Origin of the sequence: Aquabacterium humicola (genome assembly GCF_030167915.1) — a bacterium.
GTDB classification, from domain to species: Bacteria; Pseudomonadota; Gammaproteobacteria; order Burkholderiales; family Burkholderiaceae_C; genus Pseudaquabacterium; species Pseudaquabacterium humicola.
In genome coordinates, this window is record NZ_JARGNB010000001.1 from 1,239,019 (window position 1) to 1,252,149 (window position 13,131).

11 protein-coding genes and 1 pseudogene are annotated in these 13,131 nt (G+C 72.7%); 4 read left to right on the forward strand and 8 right to left on the reverse strand.

Features of this window, described 5'->3' with window-relative positions; translation table 11 throughout:
* Positions 1-7: 7 nt before the first annotated feature.
* The 6 genes and pseudogenes from P1K89_RS05470 to P1K89_RS05495 form a co-directional block, all read right to left on the reverse strand.
* Positions 8-3,124 (reverse strand): efflux RND transporter permease subunit, encoded by a 3,117-nt coding sequence (locus P1K89_RS05470; RefSeq protein WP_284615358.1) that lies wholly within the window; start codon positions 3,122-3,124, stop codon positions 8-10.
* Positions 3,121-4,314 carry an efflux RND transporter periplasmic adaptor subunit gene (locus P1K89_RS05475; protein WP_284615359.1) on the reverse strand — a complete coding sequence of 398 codons (1,194 nt, stop codon included), beginning with the start codon at positions 4,312-4,314 and terminating at the stop codon, positions 3,121-3,123. Before P1K89_RS05475 ends, P1K89_RS05470 begins: the two co-directional genes overlap by 4 nt.
* Before the next feature lie 42 nt (positions 4,315-4,356).
* Positions 4,357-5,799, reverse strand: a complete 1,443-nt coding sequence (locus P1K89_RS05480) for an efflux transporter outer membrane subunit (protein WP_284615360.1) — start codon at positions 5,797-5,799, stop codon at positions 4,357-4,359.
* Complete coding sequence (locus tag P1K89_RS05485) at positions 5,792-6,190, reverse strand: hypothetical protein (RefSeq protein ID WP_284615361.1); 399 nt, start codon at positions 6,188-6,190, stop codon at positions 5,792-5,794. The genes P1K89_RS05480 and P1K89_RS05485 overlap by 8 nt, the downstream gene beginning before the upstream one ends.
* Before the next feature lie 242 nt (positions 6,191-6,432).
* Positions 6,433-8,280: pseudogene (locus tag P1K89_RS05490) on the reverse strand (phospholipase effector Tle1 domain-containing protein); the annotation flags it as partial.
* A gap of 12 nt (positions 8,281-8,292) precedes the next feature.
* Positions 8,293-8,886, reverse strand: coding sequence for a phospholipase effector Tle1 domain-containing protein (locus P1K89_RS05495; protein ID WP_284615363.1), 594 nt, complete (start codon positions 8,884-8,886; stop codon positions 8,293-8,295).
* A 212-nt stretch (positions 8,887-9,098) separates the two neighbouring features.
* On the opposite strand from P1K89_RS05495, the gene P1K89_RS05500 reads away from it, so the two are divergent.
* From P1K89_RS05500 to P1K89_RS05515, 4 genes are all read left to right on the forward strand, one after another.
* Positions 9,099-9,857, forward strand: a complete 759-nt coding sequence (locus P1K89_RS05500) for a hypothetical protein (RefSeq protein WP_284615364.1) — start codon at positions 9,099-9,101, stop codon at positions 9,855-9,857.
* Complete coding sequence (locus tag P1K89_RS05505) at positions 9,854-11,161, forward strand: outer membrane protein assembly factor BamB family protein (protein WP_284615365.1); 1,308 nt, start codon at positions 9,854-9,856, stop codon at positions 11,159-11,161. The genes P1K89_RS05500 and P1K89_RS05505 overlap by 4 nt, the downstream gene beginning before the upstream one ends.
* A gap of 96 nt (positions 11,162-11,257) precedes the next feature.
* Positions 11,258-11,533, forward strand: coding sequence for a hypothetical protein (locus tag P1K89_RS05510; protein WP_284615366.1), 276 nt, complete (start codon positions 11,258-11,260; stop codon positions 11,531-11,533).
* A gap of 16 nt (positions 11,534-11,549) precedes the next feature.
* Positions 11,550-12,017, forward strand: coding sequence for a GNAT family N-acetyltransferase (locus tag P1K89_RS05515; RefSeq protein WP_284615367.1), 468 nt, complete (start codon positions 11,550-11,552; stop codon positions 12,015-12,017).
* Between the two features lie 22 nt (positions 12,018-12,039).
* Here the strand turns inward: P1K89_RS05515 and yiaA are convergent, their stop codons facing one another.
* Entirely contained in the window at positions 12,040-12,483 is a 444-nt protein-coding gene (gene yiaA, locus P1K89_RS05520) for an inner membrane protein YiaA (RefSeq protein ID WP_284615368.1), read from the reverse strand.
* 43 nt (positions 12,484-12,526) lie between these two features.
* On the reverse strand, positions 12,527-13,030 hold the full coding sequence (locus P1K89_RS05525) for a hypothetical protein (protein ID WP_284615369.1): 504 nt from the start codon (positions 13,028-13,030) through the stop codon (positions 12,527-12,529).
* Positions 13,031-13,131: the final 101 nt, after the last annotated feature.

The following is a 13,131-nucleotide window of genomic DNA, read 5'->3' on the forward strand; positions in this document are numbered from 1 at the left end:
GGTGGGATCAGGCGGATGGCTCGGCTTCACGCGGCGGGGCCGGCCGGGCCGCCTTCCGCACGAACCGCCCCTTGATCCACCGTTTCGCATCGTCGACGACGCTGAAGACCACCGGCACGTAGAACAGTGACAGCACGGTCGACGTGATCAACCCGCCGATCACGGCGATCGCCATCGGTGCGCGGAAGTCGGCGTCGGCGCCGATCTTCAGCGCGATCGGCAGCATGCCGGCGCCCATCGCGACGGTGGTCATCAGGATCGGCTGCGCGCGCTTGCTGCAGGCATCGAGCATCGCCTCGCGGCGCGACGCGCCGTTGTTCAGCGCCACCAGCGCGTACTCCACCAGCAGGATCGAGTTCTTCGTCACGATGCCCATCAGCATCAGGATGCCGATGGTCGCCGGCAGGCTCATCGCTTCGCCGGCCAGCAGCATCAGCCCGAGCGCGCCGCCGATCGACAGCGGCAGCGCCGCCATGATGGTCACCGGCTGCGCGAAGTCGTGGAACAGCAGCACCAGCACGCAGTACACCAGCAGCACGCCGGCGATCATCGCGACGCCGAAGTCCTCGAAGAGCTGGTTCATGCGCTCCGAGTCGCCGTAGTCCACCTGCCTGACGTCGGCCGGCAGGTTGCGCACCGACGGCAGCTTTCCGATCGCCTCGTTGACCTCGCCCAGCGGCGCGCCACCGACGTCGGCGCGGATGCTGACGCTGCGCTGGCGGTCGAAGCGGGTGATCTGCGCCGAGCCGGAGGCCATCTCCAGCGTCGCCACCGTGTCGAGCGTGACGCTCCTGCCATCGAGGGTCGGCACGCGCAGCAGCTTCAGCGTGTCCAGGTCGTCGCGCGCGGGCAGCACCAGCTGCGCGCGCATGGGCAGGCTGCGCTCGTCGAGGTGGAACTTCGGCAACTGCGTCGTGCTGTCGCCGATGGTCGCCACGCGCACCGTCGCCGCGATGTCGCTGACCGTCACGCCGAGGTCCGCGGCGCGTGCGAGGTCCGGCCGCACGACGAGCTCCGGCCGCTTCAGCGACGAGGCCGCCGCCGGGTTGCCGACGCCGGGCACCGTGCGCATCTCGCGCTCGACGCTTTCGGCCGCCTGCTCCAGCGAGCGCGGGTTGTCGCCGACGAGGATCACCTCCAGCATCTCGCCAGCCTCGCCGCCGCCGAATCGGAAGCGCAAGCCGGGGATGGCCCGCAGCTCGCGCTCGATGCGCTTCTCGAACTGGCGCTGCGTCACGTCGCGCTTCGAGGGCGCGACCAGCGCCACCGTCATCGTGCCGGCGCGCGCCTCCGCACTGCCCGCGGTGCCCAGGCCGTCGAGCTGCGCGGCGTTGCCCACGGTGACGAGCACCGTGCGCACTTCCGGATGCTTCGCGATCATCTGGCGCGCGGCCTCGGCGGCGGCCGTGGTGTCGGCCAGGCGCGTGCCCGGCGGCAGCTCGAAGCTGATGGACGACAGCGAGCGGTCGCTCGCCGGGATGAAGCCGCTCGGCAGCAACGGGGCCAGCGCCATCGAGCCGATGAACAGCCCCACGCCCGACAGCATCGCCAGCTTGCGGTGCGCGAGGCCCCACTGCACCAGCTGCAGGTAGCGCTTCATCAGCGGGCCGTCCTCGTGGACTTTCAGCTCGTCGTGCGACTTCAGCCAGTAGGCGCCCATCACCGGCGTCAGCAGCCGCGCGACCAGCAGCGAGAAGACCACCGCCACCGCCACCGAGATGCCGAACTGGCGGAAGAACTGCCCCGGCACGCCGGACATGAAGCTCACCGGCACGAACACCGCGACGATCGCCAGCGTGGTCGCCACCACCGCCAGGCCGATCTCGTCGGCGGCGTCGATCGCCGCGCGGTACGCGCTCTTGCCCATGCGCATGTGACGCACGATGTTCTCGATCTCCACGATCGCGTCGTCGACCAGGATGCCGACCACCAGCGACAGCCCGAGCAGCGTGATCAGGTTCAGCGAGTAGCCGAGCCAGGACATCACGATGAAGGTCGGGATCACCGACAGCGGCATCGCGACGGCGGAGATCAGCGTCGCGCGCCAGTCGCGCAGGAACCAGAAGACGACGATCACCGCCAGCAGCGCGCCGAGGATCAGCGCCTCGATCGACGCGTGGTAGCTTTCCTTCGTGAACTCGACCGACGAGTTGAAGAGGCTCAGCTCGATGTTCGGATGCGCCGCGTCGACCTGCTTCACCACGGCCTCCACCGCGCGCGCGACGTCGACCGACGACGAGCCGATGCCGCGGATCACCTGGAAGGCGACCACGCGCTGGCCGTCGACGAAGGCGTCCTGCGTCGCTTCGGCGATGCCGTCGTTCACCTGGCCCAGGTCGGCCAGGCGCAAGGTCCGGCCGTCCTTCAAGGCGATCTGCAGGCCGCGCAGCGCGTCGACCGACTGCGCGCCGCCCAGCGTGCGGATGCTCTGCTCGCGTCCGCCCACCGTCGACTTGCCGCCCGGCAGGTTGACGCTGGTGGCCTTCAGCTGCCGGCTGACCTCGGCCGCGGTGATGCCGTAGGCATTGAGCCGCTGCGGATCGAGCACGATGCCGATCTCGCGGTCGACGCCGCCGACACGCTTGACCTGGCCGACGCCGGCCACCGTCAGCAGCTTCTTCGACAGCTCGTTGTCGACGAACCACGACAGCTGGTCCGGCGCCATCGGAACACCGTTGGCCGCGCCTTTCACGACATAGGTCATCATCGGCCCGCCGGAGGTCGTGGTGCGGGTGATCACCGGTTCGTTGACGCTGCCCGGCAGCTCGCCGCGGATGCGGGTGACCGCATCGCGCACGTCGCTGACCGCGCGGTCGACGTCCTTGCCGAAGTGGAACTCGACCGCGGTGGACGACGAGCCGTCGCTGACCGTGGACATGATGTGCGCGACGTCGCCGACGGTGGCCACCGCGTTCTCGACGATGCGGGTGACCTGCGTCTCCAGCTCCGCCGGCGCCGCGCCGGGGTCGGCCACCGTGACGGTGACGACCGGGATGTCGACGTCGGGATACTGGTTGATGCCCAGCTTGTGGAAGCCCAGCAGCCCGCCCAGCGTCAGCAGGACGAACAGGACGATCGCCGGGATCGGGTGGCGGATCGATTGCGCCGAGATGTTCTGCATCATGTCGAAGAGCCTCCAGGGGCCTGGGCGGCGCCCGAGGGCACCGCGTGCACCCGTTCACCGTCCTTGACGAAGCCGGCGCCGGTGCCGACCACGCGGCTGTCCGGCTTCAGTCCGGCCAGCACCTCGACCAGACCGCGCTGGCGCGCGCCGGTCTCGATGCGCTTCAGGCGCGCGACGTCGTTGCGGTCGAGCTCGAAGACATGCGGCTGGCCGTCGCGCATCAGCAGCACACCCTCGGGCAGGGTCAGCGCATTCACCTCGCCGATGACGATCTCGCCGCGCGCATGGCTGCCGGCCTTCAGCGCCGTGCCTGCGGGCAGCGCGACGTGCACCAGGCCGTTGCGCGAGGCGGCATCGAGCGTCGGCGCGACCAGCCGCACGGTGGCCGGCACGCTGCGCCCGCCATCGAGCTGCAGCTGCACGGTCGCGCCGGGCTTCACCTGCACGATCGCATGGCCCGGCAGTTCGGCCAGCCACTCGAGCTGCTGGTCGCGGATCAGCCGGAACAGCTCGGCGCCCGGCTGCAGCACCGCGCCGACGGTGGCCGCACGCTTCGCGATCACGCCGTCGGCCGGCGCCAGCACGCGCGTCTGCGCCAGCTTCACCTCGAGCTCGCGCCGCTGCGCCTTCGCCAGCTCCAGCTTCGCGGCGGCGGCCTGCATCGCCGTGCGCCGCGTCTGCAACGCCTCGATGCTGTAGAGGCCAGACTCCTCGACGCGCTCGGCGCGCTCGTGGTTGGCCTGCGCCTGGAGCAGCTCGACCTGTGCCGCCTTGATCTGCGCATCCTGCTGTGCCAGCTGCGCGAGCAGCTGCGCATCGTCCGCGCGCGCCAGCAGCTCGCCTTTCTTCACGACGCTGCCGACCTCGGCGCGCACCTCGAGCAGGCGCACGCCGGACGCGTCGGAGCCGACGATCAGCTCGTCGCGCGCGGCGACGCTGCCGGTCGCGGCGATGCCGCGCATCAACGTGCGCCGGCTCGGGTTCACCACCTGCACCGCCAGGTTCACCGGCAACGCCGCCGCCTGGGGTGCCGCGGCGGGCCGCCGCGCATCGCGGGTCTCGCTGCTGTGGGCCTGGACCAGCCAGCCGGCGGCGCCGACGCCCAGCAGCAGCGCCGCCGCGGCGGCGGCCACATGCCGGCGCGGCGCCGTGCGCAAGGTGTTCGAACGGGGGAAATAGGGCCATCTCATCGTGTTCTCCTGGATCTGTCTCGAAGCTCGGGATCGGGTGGCTCAGGACCGCGGCTCGTCCGCCGGCGCGCTCCAGCCGCCGCCGACCGCCTTGAACGCCGCGACCTGGCCCTGCAGCCGGTCGCGCAGCGCGTCGACCTCGGCCAGCTGCGCCTGGTAGAGCTGGCGCTCGGCATCCAGCAGGTCCAGCACGCTCAAGGCGCCGTTGCGCACGCCCAGCTGCGCCAGAGCGCGTGCGCGCATCAGCGCGGCCACACGCTGCTGCTCGGCGCGCTGCGCCGCTTCGCCCTGCTGCAGGTCGGCGTAGGCGTCGCGCAGGTCGATGAAGGCCGCCGTGACGGCCCTCTGATAACCCGCCAGCAGCTCGTCCCCACGCGCCTCGGCACCGCTCACGCGGGCTTTCGCCTGCCCACCGTCGAAGAGGATCTGCGCAGCGCTGCCGACCAGCGACCAGGCGAAGGCCGGCCCGTTGAAGAGCTGGCTGAGCGTCTGCGCATCGCTGCCGAGCCGGCCGGCCAGCACGATCGACGGCATCGTCGCCGCGCGGGCCGAATCGACGTTCGCACGCGCCGCGGTCAGCTCGGCCTCGGCGCGGCGGATGTCGGGCCGCTGCGCCAGCAGCATCGCCGTGCTGCCCTGCGGCAGCCGCGCGATGAAGGGCTGGGCCGGGTCCAGCGGCTCGACCGGCAATGCGAAGCCGGCGATCTGGTGCGCGCTGCGGCCGCTCAACAGCGCGAGGCCCGATTCGAGCGCACTGCGCTGGCGCCGCAGCGCGACCAGCGAGGCGTCGGCGCCGGCCAGTTCGGCTTCGGCGCGGCGCAGCTCGAACTCGCTGCCGGCGCCGGCCTCGCGCTCCTGCTGGCGCAGCCGCACGGTCGCGCGGCGCGTTTCCTTCAGCGCCTCGCTCAGCGCGATCTGCCGATCGACCGCGCGCAGCGCGAACCAGGCATCGGCCACCTGCGCGGCCAGGCTCGATTGCAGCGCGGCCTGGGCCCATTGCTGCGCCAGCAGGCTCTGGCGGGCGGACTCGCTGGCCGAGCCGAGCCGGCCCCACAGGTCGAGCTCGTAACGCCCTTCCAGCGCGGCCGAGTGCTGGCCGCCGACCTTGTCGCGGCCGGCCTCGCGGGCGCGGCCGTGGCTCGCCTGCAGGTTCAGCGCCGGGCCCTGCGCGCCGCGGCGCTCGTCGAGCTGCGCACGCGCCGCGCGCACCCGCGCCGCGGCGGCCACGAGGTCGTGGTTGTCGCGCAGCGCGTCGTCGATCAGCCGCGTCAGCGCCGCATCGTCGAACAGCAGCCACCAGCGATCGACCGCCAGGCCCGGCTGCAACTGCAGCGCCAGGCCGGCGGCCGGCTGCGGCAAGGCGGCGCCGGCGAAGCTCGGGGTGTCGTGCGGCAGCGCCTGCGGCATCGCGCAGCCGCCGGCCAGCACCAGCAGCAGCCAGCCCGCGCCGCACAGCGCCGCGCGGCGCATCGTCGTCTCACGCATGGCAGCTCCCGCGCACGATGCGCTGGCGCGTCAGCGGGCTGCGGCAGCGCGCCTCGGCCTCCACCGAGCCGATCTCGCTCGCGTCCAGGCCGATGTCGGCGAGCATGCGGGCATCGAGGCCGTGCAGGCTGTCGACGCGGGCGCGGCGCTGCAGCAGCGCCGCCAGCCGGGCGCGCCAGCCGGCGATCCAGCCGGCGATCGCATCGCGCCGCGGGGAGGTCTGCAGGGCCAGGGTGGTCGTGGCGGTCATGAGGGTCTCCATCGAAGGCAGGGCCAGGGTCGGGGCGGCATCGCCGGTGGCGGCCAGGAAGGCGGCCGCGGCGAGCGCGGCCGCCACGGTCAGCGGCGCCTGCAGCGCGCCGGGGCGACGGTGGGACGGGGGCTTGTTCATCGCGGGTCTCTCCTGAGGCACCGGTGCAACGCTGCACCAGGCTGCTCATTTCGCCGGCGCGGCGTTGCGCCGCGGTTGCGAGGAAGAGGCCGACCGATTACGGATGAAACGACGCCGCCGCGGGCACGCATGCACCCGTGCCGGCGCCGGCAGGCGGGCCCGGCCGGGCGGCCGCGCGCACAGCCGGCCGGGCGCGGGTCAGGTGCGGGTCGGGCGGGTCGGTGCGCGGATCCGGGCGCGGGTCAGGGTGCGGTGAGTGGTGCCTGCGGCGACACCAGGCTCACCTCGACGCCGGCGCAGCCGACGTTGTTCCGGTAGAAGAAGTCCAGGCCGATCGCGTCGTTGACGTAGACATACAGCGGTCCGCTCGACCGGGCGATGAGCACGCTGTCGAAGACCTCGGCCACGGCGCCCGCGCCCGATGCCTTGGCCGGGCAGTCGACCGGCGGCGCCGGCACGGTCGATGCGCCATTGCAGCGGTCCTGCAGCGGCGCCGTCGAGGGCCGGCCCTCGAGGGCATAACTGTCATTGCCGGTGGCCCCGATGCGCGCCATCGGCTGGAACCAGCCCTGCGTCCAGTGGCGGCGCAGCGGCACGGCCGCCGCCATCGTCAGCGCCTGGGCCGGCGGCAGGCGGCACTCGAAGCCGTGCGGGCCGGCCGGAATGGTCTTGTCGCTCCAGCGCAGCGCCTCGAACACCGTGATGCGGATGCGGTAGGTCGCGCCCTTGGCGACCTGCACGCCGGTCGGCGCGCAGCGCGAGCGCAGGTCGAACCAGGCGGCGCCGTTCGGCGCCGGCCCGCTGGCCGCGGGCACCGCGGTGTCCGGGCAGAGCGCACCGGCCGAGGCCCGCGCCGCGAAAACCAGCTGGCTGCCCAGCGCCCAGGTGGCGTAGGCGAGCCCGGCGAGGAAGAAGCCCGGCAGCAGGCCATGCGTCAGCGCCCGGAACGAGGCGCGGTAGGCCTGATGGTTGCGCAGGCCCCGGATCAAGCTCTCCACGGCGCTCGGCGCCGGTGGGGCCGGCACGCCGGCCACCGCGGTCGGCCGCAGCATCGGCAGCGCATACCAGACGCGCCGCATCCGGTCGCGCAGCCGCTGCTCGAGCGCGCTGCCCGCGCGCAGGCCGATGACCAGCGCCGCCAGCAACGACAGGAACAGGCCCGGATGCGACGCGAACGAATCGGTCCAGGTCGTCGCGAACGACGGCAGCAGCACCGACAGCGCGCGGATCGGCGCGGCCAGGAAGCACAGGCGGCCGGCGCAGGCCTGCGTGCCGGGCGCGAACAGCGGCATCGCCAGCAGCACCAGCGTCACGCCCAGCGTCGCGAAGTACGCGATGCGCCGGCGCCAGACGCCGTTGTAGACGAGCTCCCGGTCCCGCTCGTAGCTCGAGCCCGGACCGGTCAGCGGGCCGCGCGGCGGCGCGGGGTCCGTCGGCTTCAGCGGCAGGCTGCGCAGGTAGGCATCGCCATCGACGATGCGGCCGTCCATCATCACGACCGCGAATCCCGGCGGCAGCGTGATCGGCGCATAACCGTCGTGACCGGCCCGCAGGCGCCGCAGCACGCTTTCGTGCACCTTGGTCCGCTCGACGGTGACCTGCGGCGTGTTCACCAGCCGCTCGATGCGGCGCGGGTTGTAGCGGTAGTAGCCCGCCAGGCCATGGCGCGAGTCGTAGAGCCGGCCGTTCTCGTCGGACAGCTCCTGCTGCAGCTGCTCCACGGTGGGCTCGAAGCGCAGGCCCTTGGCGTGCGCCTGCTGCATCATCCATTGCAGCGACACGTAGGCCAGCGCATCGTCGGCATAGCCGCCGCCGACGTTGGCATGCACGCCGGCGAACCACACCTGCGAGATGCGCTCCTGCGCGAGCGTGGTGGTCTCGCGGTTACCGCCGTACACGCCGGTGCCCGGGCGCTGCGGGTCGGGCTTCTCGTTCCACAGCCGCGGATGGAAGGCATTGCGCTCGTCGTCGAGCGCCAGCGCGTGGCAGGCGCGGTCGACCCGTTCGTTCAGGTTGTAGTCGCGCATCGTCAGCGGCCAGACGACGGTGTCGATCGCGCGCGTGAGCTCGTCGACCGGCAGGCCGTAGGCATCGACGGTGTCTCAGACGCCGAGGAAGGCGATGTGCACGGCGGCCGGGCCGTCCTCGGGCCGGCCGATGCGCTCGACCCGGGGGTCGGCGTAGGAGAGGCGGCCCCGGAGCCGGTTCCAGCCGCGGATCGCACGGTCGCGTCCGGTGCGCAGCCAGCCAACGAGCGGATTCGCACTCTTGAACCGCAGCGCGCGGTAGGCGCGGTAGGCATCGGCGGCCAGGCGCTCCAGGTCGGCCTCGTTGCCCTTGCAGCGCAGGATGCCCTGCGACATCACCAGGCCGACCAGCACCCGGATCGTGAACGCACCGCGGCTGAAGCCGAAGGCATAGATGCGATCGCCCGGCTCGTACATGCGGCACAGGAACACGTAGAGGTCGATCACATTGCGCGCCAGGCCGACGCCGAAGGCGCCGCCCAGCACCGCCAGCGGCTTGAACGACGAGGTGCCGACGCCGTCGTCGTAGAAGGCGAACTGCCGCGGTTCGTCGGGTGTCGGCGGATCGGCGAGGTCGACCGCCTGGTACAGGCGCCAGACATTGGTCTTGAACAGCTTGCCGGCACTGTTGCCGGTGCCGTCCGAAAACAGCACGAGGTTCTTCGGCATGCGGTCCTCCATCGGTCCTGCGGGTCAGGGGTCGACCGCGACGCTGTCACGGACCGCGCAGCGCGTCATCGTTCATCGATGGTAGGCCGGTCGCCCGTCGTTCGCACCCCGATTGCGGTCGTTCGTCGCAGCACGCGCGGCGCTGCGGTGCGCGCGACCTAAGCTGGTGCGCCTGACGCCGGCACCGGCGCGCCGGCCATTCGGAGGGGACGATGCAAGCACGAACCACGGGCGCGACCCGCACCGCCGCGCAGCACCTGCTGCCGCTGGCCCTACTTCTGGCGCACTGCACGCTCAGCGCGGCGCCGGATGCGGCGGGCCGCTGGGAGGGCTCGGTCGAGATCCCCGGCGCCCCGCTGCGCCTGGTGGTCGACCTGGCGCGCGACGGCGGTACCTGGATCGGCTCGGTGATCGTGCCCGGCCGCGGTATCAAGGGCGCGGCGCTGAATGCGCTGCAGGTCGACGACACCGGCGTGCGCTTCGGCCTCGATGCCGCGATGCGCTTCGCGCCCGAACCAGCCCCCCGCGCGGCGCTGCGCTTCGCGCCCGACGGCTCGCTGGCCGGCGAGTTCACGCAGGCCGGCCACCGCGCCCCGCTGGTGCTGACGCGCACCGGCGTCGCCCAGGTGGACAAGCCCGTCGCGCCGACGATCATCACCGCGGCGCTGCCGGGCCAATGGCGCGGCCGCTACGAGCTCGGCGGCAACCCGCGCCAGGTGACGCTGACGCTGCAGCGCGCGGCCGACGGCTATGGCCGCGGCGAGCTGGTGATCGTCGGCAAGCGCACGACCACGCTGCCGATCGACCACATCGTGCAGAGCGATTCGTTCGTCACGCTGCGCTCGACAGCGGCCGACATCCGCATCGAGGGCCGCCTGGCCGACGGCGCGATCGACGGCCAGTTCGTCCAGGGTCCGTTCGATGCGCCGCTGCAGCTCAGGCGCGTGATGTCGACCGGGAGCGGCTCATGAAGCGCACGCTCGCCGTCCTGCTGCCGCTGATCGCAGCCCTGCAGGCCGCGCCCGCCGCGGCGCAATCGATGTTCCGCGGCGACGCCACCCACGCCGGCGTCACCACCAGTGCCGCGCCGCGCCAGGCGCCGACGCTGAAGTGGCGCTTCCCGACCGGCGACCGCATCGTCTCGTCGCCGGTGTGGTCGGCCGGCACGCTCTACGTCGGCAGCGACGACGGCCAGCTCTACGCGATCGATGCGGCCAGCGGCCGCCAGCGCTGGCAGCTGGCCACCGGCGGTCCGGTGGCGTCGACGCCGGCGGTGGCCGAGGGCCGGGTCTACGTCGTCAGCTACAGCGGCGGCCTGCATGCCGCGGACGCGGCCACCGGCGCGCTGCTGTGGAAGTTCGCCGGCGAGGGCGAGCGCCGCTTCGAGGCCCGCGGCCTGCACGGGCTGCAGCCGCGCGCGCAGACCTTCGCCGACCCTTTCGACGTCTACCTGTCGAGCCCGGTGGTGGCCAACGGCCTCGTCTACTTCGGCAGCGGCGACGGCCACGTCTACGCGCTGGATGCGAGGGCCGGCACGCTACGCTGGAAGTTCCGTACCGGCGACGTCGTGCACGCGTCGCCGGCGCTGGCCGACGGACGGCTCTTCGTCGGCAGCTGGGACGGCCGCTTCTACGCGCTGGACGCCGCCACCGGGCGCGAGCTGTGGCGCTTCCAGGGCGGCGTGGATGCGCTGATGGCCAACCAGCAGGGCTTCCAGTCGTCGCCCGCGGTGGTGGGCGGCATCGTCTACACCGGCAGCCGCGACTCGAACGTCTATGCGCTCGATGCCGCCACCGGCCGCGAGCGCTGGCGCTTCTCCACCGGCGCGAGCTGGGTCAACACCTCGCCGGCGGTGGCCGACGGGCGCGTGCACTTCGCCACTTCGGACTCGAGCCTCTACCACGTGGTCGACGCGGCCACGGGCAAGGCCATCCACCAGCAGCCGACGCAGGCCTACGTGTTCTCGTCGCCGGTGCTGGCCGGCGACGTGGTGCTGCTGGGCGTGCTGAACGGCACGCTGCAGGCGCGCGACCGCGCGAGCGGCGCGCTGCTGTGGGAGTTCCGCACCGAGGCCGCCCGCGCCAACCGCGGCTGGGTGCTCAGCGCGGACGGCCGCTTCAACACGCCGATGATCTACCACTCGCAGTGGCGCGAAGGCATGGCCGCCGGCACCGAGCGCCAGTGGAGCGTCGGCTCGTTCTTCTCGACGCCGCTGGTGGTCGACGGCGTGGTCTATATTGGCAGCGCCGACGGGAATCTGTACGCGCTGCAGTGAGCGTCGGTGCCCCGCCACCGACGCTCCCGACACCGCCATGCCCGTCCGCACTGCCTGCACCGACCGCACCGATCCGCCCCGCGCCGGGAGCCGCGCATGAAGACCGCGCTGGTCTCGGCGGTGCTCACCGCCGCCGCCTTCGTGCTGGCCATCGTGCTGAACCCGTCGGCCGAGCAGCACCGGCAGGCGATCCGCGCGGCCACCGCCGAGCGCAGCCCGCTCGCCGGCGCGCTCGGGGTCGGCGCGCTGACCGCCTTCGCCTCGAACTACCGCTCGTGGGGCGTGGCGTCCTACACCACCATCAACGGCAAGACGGTGTCCTACGGCGCCTTCGGCGTCGTGCATGTGGTGCCGCCGTCGGAGCAGCGCTGAGCAGCCGCCGATCGCGATGAAGGCCACGTTGCGCGCTGCGCAAGCCGCGGACGCACCGGCCATCGCCGCGCTGCTGATCGCATCGCGCCGCACGCACCTGCCCTACGCGCCGATCGCGCATCCCGATCACGACGTGCAGCGCTGGGTCGCCGGCGTGCTGCTGCCGACGCAGGCGGTGACCGTCGCGGTGGCCGACGACGGCACGCTCGCCGGCGTGCTGGCCACGGCGATCGTCGACGGCGTCGGCTGGATCGAGCAGCTGTACCTCGCACCCGCGCTCGTCGGTCGGGGACTCGGCACGCGGCTGCTGCAGGGGGCACTGGCCACCTTGCCGCGGCCCGTTCGGCTGTACACCTTCGAAGCCAATGCCGGCGCGCGGCGCTTCTACGAACGCCACGGCTTTCGGGCGCTGGCGTTCAGCGACGGCAGCGGCAACGAGGAGCGCTGCCCGGACGTGCTCTACGAGCTGGCGACCGCCGGCTGAGCGGTCGCCGCGGCCGGCGGACTCAGGCCCCGCCGGGTTCCGTGTCCCGATGCCCGCGGACCGCAGCGCCGTCGAACGCCGCCGAGTCGCGCACGTTCTTCTGCACCGCCACGGCCGCGAACAGGCTCAGCACGTAGGCCATCGCGTAGAAGCCCTTCTCGGTCGAGCCGAGCTTGGCGTTCCACAGGCCGACGGCCAGCAGCAGCAGCGACAGGATCAGCGAGAACCAGCACAGCGCCGAGTAGATGCCGGTGACGGGGATGCCTTCGAGCTTGTCGCGCACCGACTTCTGCAGCGACACCGCCGAGAACAGCCCGTAGAACAGGATCGTGAAGTAGTAGCCCTTCTCGTTGAGCGCCATCTCGGCGCTCCACAGCCCGGCCATGTACGTGATGCCGCCGGCGAACAGCGCGGCCCACGAGGCGCCGACGAACGCGGCGGTCGGCTTCTGGTATTGCGGTTTCATGTCCTCACCTCCAGCAGGCGAGGATAGCCCAGCGGCGGACCGGTCAGCCCGGCGACGAGCCGATGTGCGCGCCGCGGCCGCGGTAGCGCGTCGCGGGCCACAGCGCCCAGACGACGAGCACGATCGCCGCGGCGACGGCGTAACTTTCGAGCACCGGCAGGGCGTCGAGCAGGCCGGGCGCGAGCATGCCGAACGCCAGCGCGAAGGCCGCGGTGAAGGCACAGACCAGCAGGCGCAGGCCGACGTGCGCGAGCGCGCTGGCGCCGGAGCGCTTGTGCGGGTTGAGCAGGCGCCGGCTGTCCGGATGCAGCGTCGCACCGAGCACCTCCCAGGCGCCCCAGGCGAACAGCACCGCCGCGGCCAGCAGCGCGCCTTCGGCCGGCCGGAGGTCGAGCAGCGAGCCGCCGGGCAGGAGCGCGTCGACGCCACTGCCGATCAGCACGCAGGCGGCCGCGATCAGCAGCAGCCCGTGCAGCCGGCAGCGGCGCCACGCCAGCACCAGCAGCGCGGCGGCGAGCCCCAGCAGCAGCGGAATCGGCGTGTTCATGGTGCGCCTCGTCAACTGAAGCTTCGTCGAGCGGACGCCGGCCCGTCAAGGCCGATCGTTCCACGCCTTCAGTCGCTGCAGGGCGCGCGAGAAGACCCCCG

What these genes read in the sequence shown, in the direction of transcription:
- P1K89_RS05510 (WP_284615366.1), top strand. Translation starts at nt 11,258, where the DNA reads ATGAAGACCGCGCTGGTCTCGGCGGTGCTCACCGCCGCCGCCTTCGTG.
- P1K89_RS05485 (WP_284615361.1), bottom strand. Translation starts at nt 6,190, where the DNA reads ATGAACAAGCCCCCGTCCCACCGTCGCCCCGGCGCGCTGCAGGCGCCG.
- P1K89_RS05515 (WP_284615367.1), top strand. Translation starts at nt 11,550, where the DNA reads ATGAAGGCCACGTTGCGCGCTGCGCAAGCCGCGGACGCACCGGCCATC.
- P1K89_RS05470 (WP_284615358.1), bottom strand. Translation starts at nt 3,124, where the DNA reads ATGATGCAGAACATCTCGGCGCAATCGATCCGCCACCCGATCCCGGCG.
- P1K89_RS05475 (WP_284615359.1), bottom strand. Translation starts at nt 4,314, where the DNA reads ATGAGATGGCCCTATTTCCCCCGTTCGAACACCTTGCGCACGGCGCCG.
- yiaA (WP_284615368.1), bottom strand. Translation starts at nt 12,483, where the DNA reads ATGAAACCGCAATACCAGAAGCCGACCGCCGCGTTCGTCGGCGCCTCG.
- P1K89_RS05495 (WP_284615363.1), bottom strand. Translation starts at nt 8,886, where the DNA reads ATGCCGAAGAACCTCGTGCTGTTTTCGGACGGCACCGGCAACAGTGCC.
- P1K89_RS05505 (WP_284615365.1), top strand. Translation starts at nt 9,854, where the DNA reads ATGAAGCGCACGCTCGCCGTCCTGCTGCCGCTGATCGCAGCCCTGCAG.
- P1K89_RS05500 (WP_284615364.1), top strand. Translation starts at nt 9,099, where the DNA reads ATGCAAGCACGAACCACGGGCGCGACCCGCACCGCCGCGCAGCACCTG.
- P1K89_RS05480 (WP_284615360.1), bottom strand. Translation starts at nt 5,799, where the DNA reads ATGCGTGAGACGACGATGCGCCGCGCGGCGCTGTGCGGCGCGGGCTGG.
- P1K89_RS05525 (WP_284615369.1), bottom strand. Translation starts at nt 13,030, where the DNA reads ATGAACACGCCGATTCCGCTGCTGCTGGGGCTCGCCGCCGCGCTGCTG.